The organism is Enterocloster aldenensis (genome assembly GCF_003434055.1).
Lineage (GTDB): Bacteria > Bacillota > Clostridia > Lachnospirales > Lachnospiraceae > Enterocloster > Enterocloster aldenensis.
On sequence record NZ_QVEX01000005.1, the window covers coordinates 177,404 to 196,288 of the forward strand.

Genomic DNA, 18,885 nt, shown 5'->3' on the forward strand with positions numbered 1-18,885 from the left:
ATATTCTTTGGACTATTGATTATTAAATTTGTACGATAAGACCATTTTTATATATATTATACAAATATATAATGCCCCTCGCCATTCCATATATCATTTATCACGGACATCTGTAAATTACAGGCAGACTGCCACTGCAGCCCCTTGGGCCTGTGTGAACATCCATTCCTGCCCCGGATATGCAAAAGGGACGCGGCTCTTCATTAGCAGCCGCGTCCCTTTTTCCTTTGTCATTTACATGGAAAACCAGCGTATCTCACAAGGCTTCAGTTCCATTCCTGTCCCATTTCCCTGGCCGTCATAGACCGTGGATACCTGGGTCTTGCTGGAGTTATTCACCACTGCATACTTCCCTGTTTCCGGATAGGCATGGACCTCACAGTAAATATTATCCGCATACCATTTCTTCATATCCCCTTCCCTGGCAGCGGCATAATACATGCTGCGCAGCAGGATACGTGTATTCACATAGCTGTATGGAAGGCCTGCAATGTATACGCCGCGGCCTTTTCCGTACCCATGGGCGCTGAGGTGCACTTCATGGTCTGAATATTCCACGATTTCAGTATCCCCGCCAAGGGCATAGACATTCTTCATGCTTTCCCCAAAATCAATGGGCGGTAAGACGCCATGGCCATCCACCGGATTTACTTCCATATCCTCTGTTATGAAGTGACCTTGGGCCTGTTTTGTATCATACTTATCCGTGGACAGCGTATACCCCAGTTCCTTGTCCACCCCCAGCACATCGGCCAGCTGGAAGAACCGTCCATTGTGGTGTACGGCGCAGGGTTCGCCTACGCCCACAAAACCGCCGCCGCTGTATACCCATCTGCGGATTGCAGTGACCAGCGTTTCGTCCAGCCACTCATCCCCGCCGGACCAGGCCGTACCCGCGTCCCCTGCATTGATGATGACGTCCAGGTCTTCCGGGATCCCGTGCTGCCGGATATCCTCAAAGCTTATGAATGACACATCCACGCCAGCGCCGCTGAGGGCCTCCAGTATGCCGAAATACGTGTAGGTCTGCTTGTACCACAATGCATGCGCCACCATATAAGGCTGCCAGGAGCGCAGCCGCCCCCAGCAGTTGAGCACAGCCACCTTAAGGCCGCAGTATGGCCTGCTGCCCGCAATATTATCATACAGCTCCCGGAATTCATCGGTTACCTTCTCTATGTAATCCACAAATCCGGGGAACCTATACGCCAGGCTTAAATACCCTCCGTATCCGATGCGGTCAACCGGCCTTCGCATCAGTGCGCGGCGGGCGCAGAGCCAGTTCTCAACCGCCTCCGGCACAGGGTCATTTCCCTGGTAAAAGGTGTCTGGGAAAAAGTACGGCAGGAAACGGCCTTCCGTGTACTTCACTCCGGGAATATCGGATATCAGGCGCAGCGTGGCGCCTCCGCCAACGCTTCCCACCACTGCATCCAGGCCAATTGCAGGGAAATACCTGCCGTAGGGTTCGGTGCCAATCCAGTTGTCCCCCAGAAACATCATTGCCTCCCGCCCGGCCTCATGTACCAGCCCCACCAGCTCCCCGGCCTTTTCCGACACAAACCGCTGGATAAAGTCCATATAGTCCCTGTACTGCCTGGTGGGTACGCGGAATGTGGAGTTATAATACCCGTTATCAACAATGTCCTCCGGCCTGAGGGCATAGCCGTACTCCTTCTCAAACTCCTCCAGCGCCTTCACGGACACGGTTGCGCCGTATCCGAACCAATCCACAAACTTTTCCTTTGCATCACTATCAAATACCAGGGTGAAATGATAGAAAAATGTGGTAAACCGCACCACATCCGTGTCCGGGTTATCCTTCAGCCACTGTACCAGATATTCCTTGGCAAATGCGCCGGACGCATCCTGTCTCACGTCAAAAGGTATCTCATGAGGCTTATCGCCCCAGTTATTGGTAATATGGTTATACATCTGGGTGGGATCCCAAATGGCGTATACGAGAAACGACACCGTATACTCGTGGAACGGTTCTGCATGTGGAATCACTACTGTCAGTTTTCCGCCTTCCCCGGGCCGTCCGCCGGACGTAGACAAGTTTCCCTCCATGGACAGTTTTCCCTCCATGGACAAATCCCATTCCTCAGGAGGCAGCGCCTGCCCCGTGGTCCTGTCCATGACTTCCCACCATTTCTTAGGGTCATGGTCCAGATCCGGCACCACCTGCTGGTCAAAATAACCGTCCATGAAGTCAATCCCCAGCCGCGTCCCTGCAGCCGTGTGCCGTTTCGACATAAGGTAAAGCTGCTGGCATTCATCCATGTGCTCCCTTGCAAATTCATTATGGCCCCTTGCCACAAAATACGTGGTATAAATCTTTGCATCCAGTGATTTGATATCCCGGTCCAGCTTTGTCCCATCGCTGTCACGGATGGCGTCCGCCCCCCACCGCTCCAGAAGTTCCTTCGTCTCATCCAGAAAATTGGATTCACTGGGCAGCGTCACCCTTCCCTTTGTCTTAGACATATGACCTCCTCCCGCATATTCCTGCGTATTCCTGCATTTTCCTGTATCCTCAGTATAAACAAATTGCCCTTTGCAGGCAAGACAGGCCCGTCAAATATATTTGTACATTCTATTGTTTTATTTGTATAATCGTGTTTTATCCAGGAGAAATGTATGATATACTCAGATTAAATCATGATTGAAAAGAGGGTATGCCATGGCATATGAAAGCGTGCATCTGGAAAACAGCATTGCCATTGAAAACATTATCTCGGTCCACTATTTCCAATATATGAGCGACTTTTCCTTTCCAGGGGAAAGCCATGATTTCTGGGAGCTGGTCTGCGTGGACCGGGGCGAGATCATTGCGGTTGCAGGGGACAGGCAGCTGGCGCTTAAAAAGGGGAACATCCTGTTCCACAAGCCCAACGAGTTCCACAACGTGCTGACCAATGGGCGTATCTCCCCCAGCCTGGTGGTCATTGGCTTTGACTGCCATTCGCCCTGCATGAAAGCATTTGAGGACCAGCTGATGAACGTCCAGGATACAGAAAAGGAACTGCTGGCAAAGATCATTGTGGAAGCCCGCAACACCTTTGACGGACGTCTGGACGACCCTTATCAGGAAAAACTGGTTTTCCTGGAAAAGCAGGCCTCCTTTGGCGCACCCCAGCTAATCAGGCATTATCTGGAACAGCTGATGATCCACCTGTACCGGAGGTATTTTTCCTATCCCCTGCCTGTGCGCACAAACCACCTGCTTCCGGCCAAGCCCGGCACGGGCAATGACACCTATAACCGGATTGTCCGTTACATGGAAGAACATATTGACGAGCAGCTTACCATTGATAAAATCTGCAAGGATAACCTGGTGGGACGTTCCCAGCTCCAGAAGCTGTTCCGGGATGCCCAGGGCTGCGGGGTGATTGAGTTCTTCTCCGCCATGAAGATTGACACCGCCAAGCAGATGATACGGGACCAGCAGCTGAACTTTACCCAGATTTCGGACAAACTGGGCTACACCTCCATCCACTATTTTTCCAGGCAGTTTAAAAAGCTGACCGCAATGACACCGTCGGAGTATGCTACTTCCATCCGTCTGTTGTCGGAAAAGCCGTCTTAGGACGTGTTTGAAAATTGCTTTCCGTCAGATAGGGCGTGTCCGGATACACGGACACGCCCTATGGAATCAGGTCTTCTTAATAAAATCCTTCCCGCACTTGGGACAATGGATGCTTACCTTGCCATGTCCCCGTGGAATACGTATCTTCTGGCTGCAGCCAGGACATTTGAAAATACGGTATCTGCGTCCCTCCGCAAAATAAAACTTCACCTTTTTCCAGTATTCCGTCAGATAAAAACGCTTTCTCAGATATGCCTGGTTCTCCTGGTACCGCTGTCCCACATTCTTTGAAAACATACGGAAATACATGGCAAAAAGGCCTGCCAGCTCCAGCATGTTCAGTATCATGGACGGCAGCGCAGCGCGCACGAACAGATTGACGACAATCACCACAAGCACGGCCGATACCATGAACTGCCCCAGCTGGTCCATGCCGTATCTTCCTATCATGAAGCGCTGGAACTTCTCCCTTAAACGGTTTAACATCTGTATCATTTCCTTTCCCACATCCACATGAGTGTAACTATACCTTAAATCACCGCTAAAATCAATGTGGGTGCGGAATTCTTAATGGTAATTTTAGAAACCTACATCCGTTTGACCGCATCCATGGCCAGCAGGGAACGCTCACACTCATCTGCGGTCAGGGTAATCTGCCAGCACAGCGTGCTTCCCTTCATATGTTCAGCCGCGTAACTGAGCCCATTGGTGCGCTCATCCAGGAAATTCCGGTCAATCTGGTTGGGGTCGCCTAAAAGGATGATCTTGGTTCCTTTTCCTGCGCGGGTTATGATGCCTTTGACCTGGGCAGGTGTCATGTTCTGGGCCTCATCGATAATCAGATAGGTCCTGACAATGGAGCGTCCCCTTATGAAGTTAAGGGCTTCTGCCTGGATTAATCCCCGGTCAAAAACCTCGTCCACCTTGCCCTTTAACGCTGTCTCATCCTCATATCTTTTTTCCTCGCAGGAATCAATCAGCTGCTCCAGGTTGTCAATGACAGGCCGCATAAGGGGCGATATCTTCTCCTGCTCATCCCCGGGCAGGAATCCGATATCCGTATCAAACTGGGCATTAGGGCGGCTGATGATGATTCTCCGGTATTCGCCTGTGGGATTGTTAAGAAGTTTTTCAAGGCCCACCGCCAGGGTATAAAACGTCTTAGCCGTGCCTGCCATCCCCTTTACTATGACCAGCGGCGCCTGTTCCGCGGGCTGCATCAGGGCTTCCTGGAGGAAATACTGGCCGGAATTCCTTGGCGCAACGCCATAAGGCCTGCTTTTCTTATAATCCAGGGCCACAATCCGCTCTCCCTGCACACGTCCCAGAACCGTTTTCCTGGAGGACTGGTCTGCCTTTACTATGATGAATTGGTTTTCCCATAGCCTGGGCACGCTGCAGCTGCCGTCCTGGTCCGCCATATAAACCGCGCTGACCGGGATTCCCTTTTTCTTGAAATCCTTAAAACTTTCCTCGGGCGCATATACCTCTGCCCGCCCTGTGTATTGTCCGTCCCTGCCCGGTACCTGCTCCGTCATGAAATCTTCTGCCCGTATTCCGATTATCTGCGCCTTAATCCGAAGCAGGATATCCTTGGTCACAAGTATCACCTGCCGGGACTGATGCACGTCCGTATCCGGCCCGTTTTTCCCCAGCTGCTCCGCAAGCCCCTTGCACACCTTCAGTATCCGGTTATCCATCTTGTCATCCGGCAGATCCGGCGGGAGCGCCACATCCACAAAATTCTTCTCCACCCGCAGGCTCCCGCCGCTTTCCAGCCCCACTCCGGCCAGCAGGTCCGCGTTTTGGCGCAGTTCCTCCAGGATTCTTATGGCCTTACGCGCATTGGCGCCTCTTTCCCCATCGGCTTTTTTCAGGTCATCCAGCTCCTCCAGTACTGCCACAGGCAGTACAATCTGGTTATCCTCAAAGCAGTTGACTGCATAGGGGGCCTGTATCAGCACATTGGTGTCTATTACATAGGTTTTAATCATTGACAGGGCTCCTTCCCGTTATTTATAAGGCATATGGCTCTGCATCCGCAGGATATGACGTCTTATGGACTAATTTTAACGGATATCAGGAACCCATGTCACCACTGCCCTGTAAAAGGACTGTAAAATATATGCGCATCCCCGGAGGCACTATTTAAAATTCCCCTCTTGACATCCATCCCTCCTTCCCCTATAATCGGAATTGCCGCAGCGCTGCGTGCATGCGGCGATTCCAACATCAGAAAGGTGGCTAACTGAAATATGATTATTAAATGATTGAACAGCAGCAAATGACAGCATGGATACAATCCTGTGCTTCCACGGAAAGACAGGCCGTGGGGATACAGGCATTTATTCTTATGCATTTTCATCATTTCGTTCAGTCATTGGGAATCATTGTTTCAGAGGGCCGTATATTATATAGAACCGTAATACGGACATCCTATACACATTTAACCTGGTACATTTACGTTCTGCTGTGTCTTCACGCTGCGGTACCGGTATGTTGCGGCGCTGTCCCGGATATCAATCACGGTATTGCCCAGGATTTTGATTCCTTCTGAACGAAGTGCGTTTAGGAGGGATTTTTTTGTTATTAAATGCACAGAACATTAAGAAGGAGTACGGCATCCAGACCGTACTGGATATTGAAAAGCTGGAAATCGGGGATGGGGAACGGATTGGCCTTATCGGCCGCAACGGCGCAGGCAAATCCACCCTGTTCGGGGTATTGACAGGCAGGATTGCCTGCGAGGAAGGCATCATCAGGCGGAACTGTGAGATTGCGGAGATCCTGCAGACAGGGGATTCGGACGGGGAGCCGGACGGACGGTTCATCAGCCAGATGAAGCTTCGGGAGAGCGCGGTTAAAAGCGGGGGCGAACGGACGCGTCTTGCCATTGCATCTGCATTTTCCAAACATGCTCCCCTGCTCTTTGCAGATGAGCCCACTACAAACCTGGACATGGAAGGCGTGGAAATGCTGGAAAAGATGATGGCCGGTTACCGGGGCGCCATTCTGATCATATCCCATGACCGTACACTGTTGGACCGGGTATGCAATAAGATCTGGGAGCTGGAAGGCGGCAAAATACGGGTATTTGACGGCAATTATTCAGACTGGAGCCTGCAGAAAAACAGGGAACGCAGTTTCCAGCAGTTTGAGTATGAACAATATCAGAAAGAAAAGCGGCACCTGGAAAAAGCCGCCGACGCCCTTCAGAGGAAGGGCCAGGCAATGGCCAAGCCGCCAAAGCGCATGAGCAGCAGCGAATGGATGCTTTACAAAGGCATTGCTTCCGTACAGCAGGGACATGTCCAGAGCAATAAGGCCGCTGTCATAAGCAGGCTGGAACATCTGGAGAAAAAGGAAAAACCGGCCGAGCTTCCCCATGTGTCCATGAAACTGCCGGATGCAGGGCGCATACGCGCCAGATATGCGGCCACGGTCAAAGAACTGACCGTGAACTACGGTGACAATTATGTCCTGAATCACGCTGCCCTCTATGTGGAATCCGGGAAGCGGACCTTCCTCACCGGGACCAACGGGGCAGGCAAGTCCACCCTGATAAAAGCAATCCTCCAACATGAGCCGGGAACCTTCATCACCTCTGAAGCCAGGGTCAGCTATTTTTCCCAGGACCAGGACACCCTGGACCCCCAAAAGACCGTGCTGGAAAATGTAACCGCGGATGCGGTCTGCCCCCAGCATATCTGCAGGGCTGTGTTATCCAACCTTTACATGAGCCGGGATGACATGTTTAAAACCGTCAGCGTGCTTTCGGGAGGCGAACGGGTAAAAACAGCCCTGGCCAAGGTACTGGTGTCGGGCTGCAACTTCATGATTCTGGATGAACCCACCAACCATATGGACGTATATACCATGGAAGGGCTGGAGCGCCTGCTGGAAAGCTATGACGGCACGCTTCTGGCTGTCAGCCATGACAGGACCCTTGTGGAGCACCTGGCGGATGCGGTGTTCCGGGTGGAATACGGGGCAGTGGTGCCTGTGGAAAGATAAGGGTGTTGGCCGATATAAACCTTGCGTAATTGGGGCTGTGGTTTAAAAAATCAGCAGTACATTCCACTTGTATAAAAGATTATGACATGTTATGATAATGTGAGATTTTTGAAAAGAAGGTCGCAATCATGATTAACCATAATTCAAGTGTTCCAATGTACCTCCAGATATCAAGGCAGCTGTCAGAGGCCATTCAGCAGGGCGGATACAATCCCGGCGATAAGCTGCCTTCAGAGAGTACCCTGTGCCAGCAGTATGATGTAAGCCGTATCACGGTGCGGCAGGCCCTGAACCTGCTGATACAGCAGGACATGGCCTTTTCCGTCCACGGGAAAGGCACCTTTGTAAAGCCTCCTGCCATTAACCATGAACTGAACAAAATCATCAGCTTCAGCCGCGTACTGCAGCAGAAAGGACTGAAAGGCCACACGCGCATCCAGTCATTTTCCCCTGAGATCCAGGATGAAGCAGCCCAAAGCCGGTTGGGCAAAAATGTATCCAATCTGAACCTGATTGGATATGCCACCCACACGCCGGTCGTATATTACCGCTCCTTCTTCCCTCCGGACATAGGGCAGCGCATGTGGCAGGCCGCGGGGGATGCGGAACGTTCCGGCAATGCTTTTTCAACCTATGACCTGTATGCAGGGATTGGGGTGGATATGTTCCGGGTTGAACAGACCATCGGCGCTGTGAATGCTGATTCCAGGCTGGCGGAAGTGCTGGAGCTGCCAAAGGATAAAGCGCTGATTGTGCTGGAGTCCGTCTACTATGCGGCGGATGGCTCTGCCCTGGAGTATAAACTGGGATATTACAGGTCCGATATATATTCCTTCCATCTACAGCGGCAGTTATAGGACAGGACCCATATTTGAAAACCACATATCCTGCTTAAAACAATTAGCCGTATCCAAAACCGTGGATGCGGCTCTTTTTTATATTACAAGTTGGATGCAAAGCAGCAGACTTGTAATATAAATTGTGCATATATCACAAATTTGAGCTTGAAAAATTGGCATATCGGAGTATTTAAATACAAATATCCTTCTTGACAGCATCATTTCCATGTGCTATTCTTGGTATATATTGTAATAACAAGTTATATCAACAACGCATTTCAAAAGGAGGATTACCATGGGAAAGGACACTCTGAGGATTATTTCCCCAAATGGACATTTGGGCTTTGCCCCCACAAAGGAAGGAAGTTTTTACATTGGTGCAGAAACAAAACCGGATTATTACTGCTGTGATTCAGGCAGTGACGATATCGGCCCGGTGCCTCTGGGCATGGACAAATGCGCCAGCCATCCGGACTGGCAGTATCACGACCTGGAATTAATGCTGCTGGCATCCCGTGAACAGGGTGTGCCCATGATTATCGGATCCGCAGGCGATACAGGAACCAACAGCCGTGTGGACATGTACGTTGAGATGATCCGCGACATGGCTAAGAAGCATGGTCTAAAGAAATTCAAACTGGCTTATTTTTATTCTGAAGTGGATAAGGAATACCTCCGCAGGAAAATGCTTGCCGGCGAGACAATCGAAGGCCTGAACAGCCGCACCAGCCTGACCATGGAAGAGCTGGACGCCACCACCAGGATTGTGGCCGTATCCGGAGTGCATCCCTTTATCAAAGCCCTGGAGATGGGGGCGGATGTAATCATCGGCGGACGTACCAGTGATGCCTGCGTCTTTGCATCGGCCGCTATTTACGAAGGCTTCCCGGAAAACATTGCATATTACACAGGCAAGGTCCTGGAGTGCGCATCCTTCTGCTGCGAGCCTTACGGCGCCAAGGAATCCGTTATCGGGACCATTACAAAGGATGATGTGAAGGTTACCGCCATGGCCCCGTTCCAGCGCTGCACCATCGCATCCGTGGCAGGACATGCGATGTATGAGCGGACCAACCCGTACTATGAATACGTGGCAGGCGGCTGCCTGGACATGAGTGAATGCACATATGAACAGTTTGATGAAAAGACCTGCCGCATCACGAATCCCAAATTCATCCCCATTGAGGGAAGGATTAAGGTAAAACTGGAAGGCTCTGGCTACATAGGGAAGCGCTATATGGGACTTGCAGGCGTGCGCGATCCGTATACGATCAAGAACATTGACAAGGTAATTGACTGGGCCAAATCCCAGGTTGCCGAGCGCCATCCGGAAGATAAATATGAACTCAGCTACCGGATTTTCGGTAAGAACGGCGTCATGGGCGATATGGAGCCAATTAAGGAAACCAAGTCCCATGAACTGTTAATCGTAGTAGAAGGCGTTGCGGATGACGATGCCCTGGCCCAGGAAGTCACCCTGATCGGCATGCGCCAGATTTTCTACGCAAGACTGCCTGAGGTTAAGGGAACCGCGGGAACCGCCGCATTCATCCTGGATGAAGTTACCAAGATTTCCGATGCCTATACCTGGACCATGGACCACACCGTGGAAGTGGATGACCCGTTGGAACTGTTCCCTGTTTCCATGATTGAAATCGGTGAATAAAAGGAGGACGAAATTATGAAGACAATGAAGCTTGTTGATTTGGCAAAAACAATCCGCAGCAAGAATGCCGGTACGGACCGAATCACGTTTGATATTATTTTCCGTGACCCACAAAACTATGAACTGGTTAAAAAAAGCGGTGTGCTCAACCGTGCATTCGTGGCGGAACTGTTCGGTATCCCGGACAGCCGTATTGCTGATTTTGTGGAATTTGACCCGGGTTATGCAATCAAATTTACCATCAACCGCCTGCGTCCCTCCGGTTCCTTTGGGGAGGGTGATATATTTGGCTGCCAACAGTACCCGCCTCTGCTGGACGTAGAAATCCCCGTGGAGTAAAGGCTGCATAAATTCTGAGTAATTGCCGGCTGTACCAGGTTCTGTATTGCATAAATAACTGGTGACAACCGGCAATTTCTAAAATATGAGAGGAGGAAAACAATGCCAATCGAGCTCGTCTACCTGGCCGCGCTGTTAATCACCATCTGCATTTTCTTTATCGTCCTGAAACGTCCGATTTATGAAGGGATGCTGGCTGGTTTCATTGTCATGCTGGCCATGACCAACCAGTGGAGCCATGCATGGGAATTTGTATACAAGACATCCACCAATACCCTGTTTTACGCCATTGTGGCCTTCATGGTCGTGGCACAGATATTTACAGGAACTAAAGTAATCGATGCCTGTGTTGAAGTAGTCCTGTCCATCTTTGGCCGCATTAAAGGCGGTACCGGGTATGTGGCGCTTCTTGTGTCCAGCTTCATGGGCGCCCTGTCCGGCAGCGCTGCAGGCAATGTGGCTGCCACCGGTGTCTTCACCATCCCTTCCATGAAGCAAAGCGGCTTTCCTGACTATCTGGCCTCCAATATCTGTATGGCGTCCAGTACCATGGGAAACATGATTCCGCCTTCCGGCATCATTGTGGCTTCCTTTGGCATTCTGACCACCCTGTACGGGGATGAACGGTACGCAATGTCCCAGTTCTGGCTGCTTATGTGGGGCATATCCCTCTGGTTCATCATCCAGCGCGCACTGACCATCTTTTTCTTCTGTAAATATCACAAAATCCAGGCCCTTCCAGCCAGCCAGGTGCCAAGATTCGGTGATGCCATGCGAAAAGGCTGGCGCTCCATGATGATTCCTGTGGTCATCCTCCTTCCTTTCCTTCTGGACGCCTTATTAAAAGACAATTTCTTTACCAGCCGCCTGACCTCTGCCGGGGCATCTGCCCTGTCCGGCAGCGTACTGCTCTTTACCCCCGGCATCGCGGCAGTATATGCCCTGTTCATCATCCGGAGGAGCATGAAGGTTGGGCCGAAACAGATTGCCGCCCTTCTCCAGAAGGGGACCAAGTCCATTGTTCCGGTTGCAGCCACCATCTTTTTCGCCTACTGCATCAGCAACCTGTTTGAATCCCTTAACGTGGGCGCCAACATCGGGGCCATGATATCCGGGTGGGGACTGGGACTGGTGCCCCTGGCCCTGATCATCCCATTGTTTACCGCGGTCCTGGGCATGATACTCCCAGGTTCCTCACAGGTAGCCATCTTTGGCACTGCCATTGTCTCTGTCATGGCAGCCGCGGGCGCCAATCCCTTCCTGGTTGCAGGCCTACTTCCCGTTATCTGCGGCGCAATGGAAGGCATGACCCCTCCCCTGGCCCTTTGTATGTATACCGCCATGGGAATCTCAGGTTCCGCCATGAAAGAAACCACCCAGAACTGCATTATCTGGTGTGTCCTGCATTATCTGCTCAGTGTCCTTTTCCTCATTGGAATCATCCCCACGCTGTGGGTCGTATAGGAGGTATCGGTATGAAAAAAGGTTCCCAGATACTTTACCAGCTCTTTGGCTGGGGCGCTTACATATCCATCTTTGCCGGCGCCGCCTGCTTTTTCGGTTTCGTGATTGCCCTCATCATTGGCGGCGGGACCGGCGCTGCCCTGGCCGTGATGATTAAAGGCACCTTTTTCCCAATCATCATTAAGCTGACCAGTGTCTCCGTGGCACTTGGACTGATTGGCATGTACTTTGGGAAGGAACAGGCCCTGTCCATGACAGCGGACAAAAAGGAAGCAGAAGAAGACCTGAAACGCAATCTGGACCAGGCCGGAAAGAAAGAAAAATAATTCCAGGGAGCAGATATAAATGACTACTTTAGGGTTATCACATTTATCAGGCGCAATACTGACCTTAATAATCATGGCCGGGGTGGGAATCCACTCCGGCCGTCAGGTAAATAATGCCAGTGACTTTGCAATCGGAGGCGGCAGGTCCTCCTCCGTCATGGTTGCGGGCGCCATTATCGGCACCCTGGTGGGAGGCTCTTCCACCGTAGCCACCTCTCAGCTGGCATTTGAATACGGTTTTTCCTCCCTTTGGTTCTGCCTTGGCGGCGGTATCGGCTGCCTGTTCCTGGCCCTGTTTTTCGTCCGGCCCATGCGCAAAAGCGGATACCTGACCTTACAGCAGATGATACAGCATGAATACGGCCGGAAGGCCGGGCTCCTCACCTCTGTCCTGGGCGCTCTGGGTATATTTTTAAACATCATCGCACAGCTTCTGTCCGCCATGGCGCTGTTAGGCGCGCTTTTGCCCCTGCCTCCTTTTTTATGCGCGCTGCTGGTGGCAGGCCTTATGGTATGTTATGTGGTATTTGGCGGGATGCGGGGCGCGGGAACCATCGGCCTTATTAAAACCGTGCTGCTCTATGCCTGCGCCATCCTGTGCGTGGCCATTGTGTTCAGGAAAACCAGCGGTTTTAACGATTTGTATGAAAGCCTTCCCGGGGCACGTTATTTCAGCCTGTTTGCACGGGGTATCGGGGTGGACGGGGGCGCGGCCCTGTCACTGGTCATAGGGGTCCTTTCCACACAGACCTATGCCCAAAGCATTTTATCAGCCAAAAGCAGCCGTGCCGCTGTGGAGGGCGCCCTGGCCAGCTCACTCTTAATCCCGCCCATCGGGCTAGGCGGGGTGTATATCGGTATTTACATGAAAATGCTCTTCCCGGCCATGGACGCTGCCAGGACATTTCCACGGTTCATCATGCTCTACATGCCCGGATTCCTGGCAGGTATTTTCCTGGCAGTGCTTCTCATTGCCATCATCGGATGCGGGGCCGGACTGACCCTGGGAATCAGCAGCATCATTACCAGCAACCTGGAATCCCCTCTGGGCCTTGACCGGAACGAGAGGAAAAAACTGGCCTGTACCCGGATTTCTATTGTGGCCGTGCTGCTTGCAGCCGTGGTATTCACCATGGGGGACTTACAGTCAGTCATCCTTCAGTGGAGCTTCATGTCCATGGGTCTGAGGGGCGCGGTCCTGTTCCTGCCCATGTCCGGCGCCCTGTTCCTGCCTGGACGTATCCCCGCCAGATACGCGGTCCTGTCCATTATCGCGGGTCCCCTGTGCGTACTGGCCGGATCGGTTTTCATCCGCCTTCCCTTTGACCCGCTGTTTTTGGGGATGATTGTTGGGCTGGTGATTATGGCGGCCGGGTATGTGGACGGGAGGAAAAACAGCAGTGATACCTGTTCCTGTTCCAGATAACGGTTAAATACAGATGGGTGCTGCAGGTCATCCTATCTGTCCATGCCATTCAGCAGCAGCCTGCAATTGTTGTGGGACCTGTCCAGGGAAAGTGTCTTTTCAAAGGCTTCCCTGGCTTTTTCCATGTTGCCAAGGCCAAGATTGCCAAGGCCGATTACATAATAGCAGTGGGCCATGTTCTTTCTGGTAAAGTCCTCATTATAAATCATGAGTTCAGGATAGGATACAGCATCATTGCGGATTCCGTTAAAGAACATTTCCAGTTCCTTTTCAAGCATGGTAATATCCTTTTCATAATCCAGCTTTGTCTTGTTGAACAGCTGGTTCTTCATGATTACAAATACACTCCCAACAAATACCGCATTGGACAGGATGCTGAGCATAGTAATCACAAGTATGATCCTCTTTGTTATGCTCTGACGGTAAAACCTGTATTTTAACTGTTTAATCAATCCCTTCATACGCTTTCCCCCGCCTTGGATCCTGTACATGCAGACCCTGATATTAAATCTTACTATACGGTATTTCCTGGATTTTTACAAGTCCAGGGGTATTTAGGAAAATGTAATCCTGTATCAGCTGATAAAACCACTTTGATTCCGCTTTTCGTTATTCTTTCTTGACAATAACGCTTTTCCATTATAATATGGTAAATATTACTATATTGACTAATTGGAGGGTATTACAATGAAAAAAAGAACATTCGCGATTTTTTTAGCTGCATCACTGGGTGCATCCATATTGGGTGGGTGCTCAAAGGGCAATGAGGCCGGTTTCCCGGCAGTCTCAGCCGCCCCCTCAGCCACGGCCCAGGACCAGACGGACGCCAAACAGGAGCAGACCGCTGCCTCCGCAAAAAGCAGCGCATCCGGCACCAGCCAGCCCGGCGCCGGGACATCCGCAGATAATCCAAAACTCCCCGACCTGACCAGCCATACCCTGATGATATACTGCGGCGCCGGAATGGCGGCGCCTTTCCAGGAAATCGCCGATGCATTCAAAGACGCCACCGGATGCCAGGTAAATGCCACCTATGCCAACGCGGGCCAGATCCAGTCACAGATAACCACTACCGAAGAAGGCGACATGTTTGTTGCCGGTTCCGGGGATGAACTTAAGCCCGTGGAATCCTATGTGGAGGACAAAAAGGATTTGGTAAAACACATACCTGTGCTGGCAGTGCAGAGCGGCAACCCCAAAAACATCACCGGGCTTTCCGACCTGACCGGGGATGGTGTAAGTCTTATCATGGGCGACGTGGATTCCACCCCCATTGGAAAGATTGCAAAGAAAGCCATGACCGATGCCGGTATCTTTGACCAGGTAAAGATTGAGGCAACCACGGCCACTGCTCCCCAGATGTCCACTGCCCTGGCCGCGGGGGAGGCCGATGCAGCCATTGTCTGGAAGGAAAACTGCGATGCAGAAGGTGTGGAAATCGTGGATACAAAGGACCTGGATCCATACATCAAGACCATCCCTGCCGCCTCCTTAAGCTGCGCTTCGGATAAAGACGCCCTTGCTGCGTTCAACCAGTACTTAGACTCTGACACGGTCAAAGAAATATGGGTAAAATACGGATATGAAATCGTGGAATAGGAACCGCTGCAGACAGTATGATTTATTCTCAGCCATAACCATCGGGACAGCGCTGCTGGTGATATTCTTCATCGGCAGCGCAATCAGCGCTGTCATTATCAGCGGGATTCCCTGCTTTGCAGAAACCATACGTTCAGAGGAAGTCTTATTTGCATTCCGCCTGAGCGTCACCACTGCCAGCATATCCACTGTCATTGTAATGGCCCTGGCGCTCCCCACCGCCTACGCCCTTACGCGGACAGACATGCCATTTAAACGTCTGTCCGGACTGATGATAGAACTTACCCTCTCCCTTCCCTATATCCTTCTGGGGCTCAGCCTTCTCATAATCTTCTCTTCACCCGCCGGTAAATGGCTGAAGGAGCACGGTTTCAAAGTAGTCTTCTCCCCTGCCGGCATCGTGATGGCCCATATCCTGGTAAACCTTCCTTATGCTGTCCGTTTAATCCGGACTGCATTTGAAGCATCGGACCGGAGGCTTGAATTTATCGCGCAGACCTTGGGGGCTTCCCCCTGGAAATGCTTTCTTACCATCCTGCTCCCCCTGTGCCGGGGCAGCTTAACCAGCGCCTTCATCCTGACCTGGTCCAGGGCTTTAGGAGAGTTTGGGGCAACCCTTATGCTGGTGGGCGTGACCCGTTTTAAAACCGAGACATTGCCGGGCAGCATCTATCTGAGCATTTCAACCGGGAATAATCCCACGGCCATGGCCACAGCCATGCTTATGCTAATGATTTCCGGCTGTACCCTGGCGCTGGCCCAGGTGCTGGGGAAGTCTCCCTATGGACGCGAAAGGCAGGTGGGACATTAAGTGAAGGAAATCATTATCCACAATTTTACCGTGAAACGGGGTAGTTTTACACTGTATCCCCTGTCCCTTACCATTGAAAAAGGGGAAATCTTTGCTATACTAGGACGTACAGGGTCCGGCAAAACCGTGCTGCTGGAGGCCATTGGGGGCATGTTTCCTGGAACCGGCGGTTCTGTCCTGTATGACGGCATTGACGTCATGGAAATCCCGCCTTTTAACCGCAGGCTCGGCTTTGTGTACCAGGACCACGGACTATTTCCACACATGAAGGTTTATGACAATATTGTATACGGCCTGAAAATGCACGGCTTCACCAGGGCTGAGCAGGAGGAACGCGCATACGCCCTCATGGAAATGCTGTCCATAACCCATATCAGGAACCAGTATCCCGGTACCCTAAGCGGGGGAGAAAGCCAGCGCACCGCGCTGGCCAGGGCGCTGGCCCTTAAACCGGAAGTCCTTCTTCTGGACGAACCATTCTCAGCCCTGGACCCGGCTACCAGGCAGCAGCTTTACCTGGAACTTGAAAAAATACATGAACGTTTTCAATGTACCATAATCTTTGTAACCCATGATTTCACCGAAGCCAGGCTGCTGGCCAAAAGGGTAGGTATCCTGCTGGACGGCCGGCTGAAGGCAGTGGCTTCTGCAGACAGGCTCATGGATGGACACTATTGTGATGAAGTTGAACAATTTCTTGGGAGGGATTAAAAGATATGACAGGAGATGCAATTACAGCGGATACATTTTACAGGGAATTGAAGCACAGATTTTCGGAACTATTGGAAAATGAGGGAATCCTTAAGGAAAGGGTGGACATCAGTACACGTTCACTGACGCCGGAGGAAGCCATCGGAATTACAGAACGCAGGGATTTCCCTATTATAACAGGCAAAGACGTGATGGTCCAGGCCGAATGTATGGGAGCCCTTGGCCAGGCATTTACGGATGCGCCTTCTGTTTACAGGGGGACGCTTAAAGATATATGCGCCCTTGATATAGAGACTGATTCCCATGACCGGGGATTGTTCATTGCCGCCCTCAACGCCGTGATGAAACACCTGGGGAAGGTGGAATGTACGGTCCACTGCCGGTGCGATGGCCCGGAACAGTGCGCGGCGGATGCAGCGGAGTATATTTCCAGCGTATACGGGCACCCCAGGATCGGGCTGATTGGATACCAGCCATCCCTGTTAGAACGCCTGTCCGGACAGTTTCCTTTGCGGGCAGCTGATTTAAGTCCTGTGAACATCGGCCAGACGCGATACGGCGTCCTGGTAGAGGATGGCGGGGCCCCCGGTGTCAGCCAGTCCATCTGCAGCTGGGCGGATTTGGTGCTGTGCACGGGAAGTACGGTCTGCAACGGAAGCATCGTGGATTTCCTCTACCTGAAGGATAAGATATTATTCTACGGTACGACCCTGGCCGGAGCTGCCGCGCTCCTTGGGCTGCCGCGGCTGTGTTTTGCGGACAGGTATCAGTGACGCCCAGCGTTAATATTGCGGCAGGGGTCTGTGTCTCACGGCGTAAATACGCGGATAGGGGGGTCTGTACCTTACGGCATTAATACGCCGACAGATATCAGTGCCCGCCGGCGTATTTACGCCGGGCATCACTGATACCTGTCAGCACATGTAAAACTCAAAATGATTTGAATACCGTTGTCTCAGTACCGTACTTTTCCAGCCGCTCCATCTGTCCGTCCCCCCTCACAGGGAATTTGCGGCCATCATACTTTTCCAGTGTGTAAGCCTCAAACCATTTCTCAAGCCGCCGGAACAGGTCAGCCTTAATGTTTCTGTACTCCGGATCATCGAAACAATTCTGCTCCTCATCCGGGTCTTTTTCTAAATCAAACAGCTCATGAGGTCCATAGGGCGTCCTGTATACCAGTTTATAGCGGTCGCCGCGGATCATCCGCACAGGGCCGTATTCCTCATATACCACCACTTCCTCCCGTATCTTTTCCTTTTCTCCCCTTAGGATTGGTTTCATGCTGGTTCCGGGAAGGGAATCCATATACTGTTCCACCTGTGGATTCCTGGGCCAGAAGCTGCACCACCTTCCATAAAACTTTCGCATCTTCTGCGTATTATCTGAATCTGTACAGAAGTCACCACAATATTTCCCCTGACCACATTTAAAAGCCCCTGGTCCTTCATCTCATTCAGCGCCCGGTACAATGTCCTGGTGCTGACGCCGATGTCATCTGCAATATACATGTTCTTTACGTCCACCGTGCACTCATTACCTCCTGTGTGATATTCTTCCCAGTACCGGATGATATACAGCATCAGCTTTTCCCCGGTGGTGTGGAACAGGATATGGTCTGAGCGGTAGGAGGCCCTGGACAGCTTTGCACAGATATTTTTGATGATTTCCAGCCCCAGTTCCCCATTTTCCTTCAGGCTTTTAACAAAGTAATTGGTGTCTATCTCCAATACAATACAGGGTTCAAGAGCCAGGTTGGTGGAAAGGCTTGCCTTCCTTGGATTCACTGCCCGGTCAACGCCCAGGAACTCCGGCGCCTTCTTTCTGGACAGGAGATTTGTCTTACCATGTTCAGAGGAACGAAGTTCATAAAAGGAACCTGTAATAATGTAATAAACCCGCTTAATGATAACATCCTCCGTGGTTATATATCCACCCTTTGGCACGGACCTTGCACGGATGAAATCATTCAGATACGGCTTTATCATTTCCAAATCCAGGGTTCCCCTGCTGCTCTCCTGGTTTACCAGCTGTATCACGTTTAATAAAGTACTGTCTGTCTTTTCACGCATCGCATTCTCTCCTTAGACTTCCATATGGC

Annotated in this window: 18 protein-coding genes; 12 read left to right on the forward strand and 6 right to left on the reverse strand. The window is 51.4% G+C overall.

Going from position 1 to position 18,885, the window contains the following annotated elements; genetic code table 11:
- Nucleotides 1-234: 234 nt before the first annotated feature.
- Complete coding sequence (gene gnpA, locus DWX59_RS12605; RefSeq protein WP_117559582.1) at nucleotides 235-2,487, reverse strand: 1,3-beta-galactosyl-N-acetylhexosamine phosphorylase; 2,253 nt, start codon at nucleotides 2,485-2,487, stop codon at nucleotides 235-237.
- 196 nt (nucleotides 2,488-2,683) lie between these two features.
- Here gnpA and DWX59_RS12610 point away from each other — a divergent pair, with 196 nt between their 5' ends.
- On the forward strand, nucleotides 2,684-3,589 hold the full coding sequence (locus DWX59_RS12610; protein ID WP_117559583.1) for an AraC family transcriptional regulator: 906 nt from the start codon (nucleotides 2,684-2,686) through the stop codon (nucleotides 3,587-3,589).
- A 66-nt stretch (nucleotides 3,590-3,655) separates the two neighbouring features.
- Here the strand turns inward: DWX59_RS12610 and DWX59_RS12615 are convergent, their stop codons facing one another.
- Together DWX59_RS12615 and DWX59_RS12620 are read right to left on the reverse strand one after the other, a co-directional pair.
- Nucleotides 3,656-4,075 carry a hypothetical protein gene (locus DWX59_RS12615; RefSeq protein ID WP_117559584.1) on the reverse strand — a complete coding sequence of 140 codons (420 nt, stop codon included), beginning with the start codon at nucleotides 4,073-4,075 and terminating at the stop codon, nucleotides 3,656-3,658.
- Between the two features lie 101 nt (nucleotides 4,076-4,176).
- Entirely contained in the window at nucleotides 4,177-5,583 is a 1,407-nt protein-coding gene (locus tag DWX59_RS12620) for a PhoH family protein (protein WP_117559585.1), read from the reverse strand.
- A 589-nt stretch (nucleotides 5,584-6,172) separates the two neighbouring features.
- Between DWX59_RS12620 and abc-f the strand changes: the two genes are divergently transcribed.
- From abc-f to DWX59_RS12660, 7 genes are all read left to right on the forward strand, one after another.
- Nucleotides 6,173-7,603 carry a ribosomal protection-like ABC-F family protein gene (gene abc-f, locus DWX59_RS12630; RefSeq protein WP_117559587.1) on the forward strand — a complete coding sequence of 477 codons (1,431 nt, stop codon included), beginning with the start codon at nucleotides 6,173-6,175 and terminating at the stop codon, nucleotides 7,601-7,603.
- Nucleotides 7,604-7,731: 128 nt separating this feature from the next.
- Nucleotides 7,732-8,460 (forward strand): GntR family transcriptional regulator, encoded by a 729-nt coding sequence (locus DWX59_RS12635; protein WP_117559588.1) that lies wholly within the window; start codon nucleotides 7,732-7,734, stop codon nucleotides 8,458-8,460.
- Between the two features lie 277 nt (nucleotides 8,461-8,737).
- Complete coding sequence (locus DWX59_RS12640) at nucleotides 8,738-10,108, forward strand: acyclic terpene utilization AtuA family protein (protein ID WP_117559589.1); 1,371 nt, start codon at nucleotides 8,738-8,740, stop codon at nucleotides 10,106-10,108.
- 15 nt (nucleotides 10,109-10,123) lie between these two features.
- On the forward strand, nucleotides 10,124-10,447 hold the full coding sequence (locus DWX59_RS12645) for a DUF4387 domain-containing protein (protein WP_117559590.1): 324 nt from the start codon (nucleotides 10,124-10,126) through the stop codon (nucleotides 10,445-10,447).
- Between the two features lie 102 nt (nucleotides 10,448-10,549).
- The gene (locus DWX59_RS12650; protein ID WP_117559591.1) at nucleotides 10,550-11,911 is read left to right on the forward strand and encodes a TRAP transporter large permease subunit; all 1,362 of its coding nucleotides are present in this window, start codon (nucleotides 10,550-10,552) and stop codon (nucleotides 11,909-11,911) included.
- 11 nt (nucleotides 11,912-11,922) lie between these two features.
- Nucleotides 11,923-12,237 carry a hypothetical protein gene (locus DWX59_RS12655; protein WP_117559592.1) on the forward strand — a complete coding sequence of 105 codons (315 nt, stop codon included), beginning with the start codon at nucleotides 11,923-11,925 and terminating at the stop codon, nucleotides 12,235-12,237.
- A gap of 19 nt (nucleotides 12,238-12,256) precedes the next feature.
- Complete coding sequence (locus tag DWX59_RS12660) at nucleotides 12,257-13,663, forward strand: sodium:solute symporter family protein (protein ID WP_117559593.1); 1,407 nt, start codon at nucleotides 12,257-12,259, stop codon at nucleotides 13,661-13,663.
- Nucleotides 13,664-13,695: 32 nt separating this feature from the next.
- Here the strand turns inward: DWX59_RS12660 and DWX59_RS29025 are convergent, their stop codons facing one another.
- Nucleotides 13,696-14,124 carry a hypothetical protein gene (locus DWX59_RS29025; RefSeq protein ID WP_207660429.1) on the reverse strand — a complete coding sequence of 143 codons (429 nt, stop codon included), beginning with the start codon at nucleotides 14,122-14,124 and terminating at the stop codon, nucleotides 13,696-13,698.
- Nucleotides 14,125-14,350: 226 nt separating this feature from the next.
- Here DWX59_RS29025 and modA point away from each other — a divergent pair, with 226 nt between their 5' ends.
- From modA to DWX59_RS12685, 4 genes are read left to right on the forward strand one after another with little or no spacing between them, the layout of a single operon-like run.
- Complete coding sequence (modA, locus tag DWX59_RS12670) at nucleotides 14,351-15,262, forward strand: molybdate ABC transporter substrate-binding protein (protein WP_117559594.1); 912 nt, start codon at nucleotides 14,351-14,353, stop codon at nucleotides 15,260-15,262.
- The gene (locus DWX59_RS12675) at nucleotides 15,246-16,073 is read left to right on the forward strand and encodes an ABC transporter permease (RefSeq protein ID WP_117559595.1); all 828 of its coding nucleotides are present in this window, start codon (nucleotides 15,246-15,248) and stop codon (nucleotides 16,071-16,073) included. The genes modA and DWX59_RS12675 overlap by 17 nt, the downstream gene beginning before the upstream one ends.
- Entirely contained in the window at nucleotides 16,074-16,784 is a 711-nt protein-coding gene (locus DWX59_RS12680) for an ABC transporter ATP-binding protein (RefSeq protein WP_117559596.1), read from the forward strand.
- Nucleotides 16,785-16,789: 5 nt separating this feature from the next.
- Nucleotides 16,790-17,557 carry a hypothetical protein gene (locus DWX59_RS12685; RefSeq protein ID WP_117559597.1) on the forward strand — a complete coding sequence of 256 codons (768 nt, stop codon included), beginning with the start codon at nucleotides 16,790-16,792 and terminating at the stop codon, nucleotides 17,555-17,557.
- A 157-nt stretch (nucleotides 17,558-17,714) separates the two neighbouring features.
- On the opposite strand, the gene DWX59_RS12690 is transcribed toward DWX59_RS12685, so the two are convergent.
- Together DWX59_RS12690 and DWX59_RS12695 are read right to left on the reverse strand one after the other, a co-directional pair.
- Complete coding sequence (locus tag DWX59_RS12690; protein WP_166460212.1) at nucleotides 17,715-18,104, reverse strand: sulfatase/phosphatase domain-containing protein; 390 nt, start codon at nucleotides 18,102-18,104, stop codon at nucleotides 17,715-17,717.
- A complete protein-coding gene (locus DWX59_RS12695; protein WP_117559599.1) occupies nucleotides 18,065-18,856 on the reverse strand; it encodes a Crp/Fnr family transcriptional regulator in 792 nt (263 codons plus the stop codon). The genes DWX59_RS12690 and DWX59_RS12695 overlap by 40 nt, the downstream gene beginning before the upstream one ends.
- Between the last annotated feature and the right edge of the window lie 29 nt (nucleotides 18,857-18,885).

Excerpts from the sequence above, each read along its gene's own strand:
- gnpA (WP_117559582.1), bottom strand. The coding sequence starts at position 2,487 with ATGTCTAAGACAAAGGGAAGGGTGACGCTGCCCAGTGAATCCAATTTT.
- DWX59_RS12610 (WP_117559583.1), top strand. The coding sequence starts at position 2,684 with ATGGCATATGAAAGCGTGCATCTGGAAAACAGCATTGCCATTGAAAAC.
- DWX59_RS12615 (WP_117559584.1), bottom strand. The coding sequence starts at position 4,075 with ATGTTAAACCGTTTAAGGGAGAAGTTCCAGCGCTTCATGATAGGAAGA.
- DWX59_RS12620 (WP_117559585.1), bottom strand. The coding sequence starts at position 5,583 with ATGATTAAAACCTATGTAATAGACACCAATGTGCTGATACAGGCCCCC.
- DWX59_RS12635 (WP_117559588.1), top strand. The coding sequence starts at position 7,732 with ATGATTAACCATAATTCAAGTGTTCCAATGTACCTCCAGATATCAAGG.
- DWX59_RS12640 (WP_117559589.1), top strand. The coding sequence starts at position 8,738 with ATGGGAAAGGACACTCTGAGGATTATTTCCCCAAATGGACATTTGGGC.
- DWX59_RS12645 (WP_117559590.1), top strand. The coding sequence starts at position 10,124 with ATGAAGACAATGAAGCTTGTTGATTTGGCAAAAACAATCCGCAGCAAG.
- DWX59_RS12650 (WP_117559591.1), top strand. The coding sequence starts at position 10,550 with ATGCCAATCGAGCTCGTCTACCTGGCCGCGCTGTTAATCACCATCTGC.
- DWX59_RS12655 (WP_117559592.1), top strand. The coding sequence starts at position 11,923 with ATGAAAAAAGGTTCCCAGATACTTTACCAGCTCTTTGGCTGGGGCGCT.
- DWX59_RS12660 (WP_117559593.1), top strand. The coding sequence starts at position 12,257 with ATGACTACTTTAGGGTTATCACATTTATCAGGCGCAATACTGACCTTA.
- DWX59_RS29025 (WP_207660429.1), bottom strand. The coding sequence starts at position 14,124 with ATGAAGGGATTGATTAAACAGTTAAAATACAGGTTTTACCGTCAGAGC.
- modA (WP_117559594.1), top strand. The coding sequence starts at position 14,351 with ATGAAAAAAAGAACATTCGCGATTTTTTTAGCTGCATCACTGGGTGCA.
- DWX59_RS12675 (WP_117559595.1), top strand. The coding sequence starts at position 15,246 with ATGAAATCGTGGAATAGGAACCGCTGCAGACAGTATGATTTATTCTCA.
- DWX59_RS12685 (WP_117559597.1), top strand. The coding sequence starts at position 16,790 with ATGACAGGAGATGCAATTACAGCGGATACATTTTACAGGGAATTGAAG.
- DWX59_RS12695 (WP_117559599.1), bottom strand. The coding sequence starts at position 18,856 with ATGCGTGAAAAGACAGACAGTACTTTATTAAACGTGATACAGCTGGTA.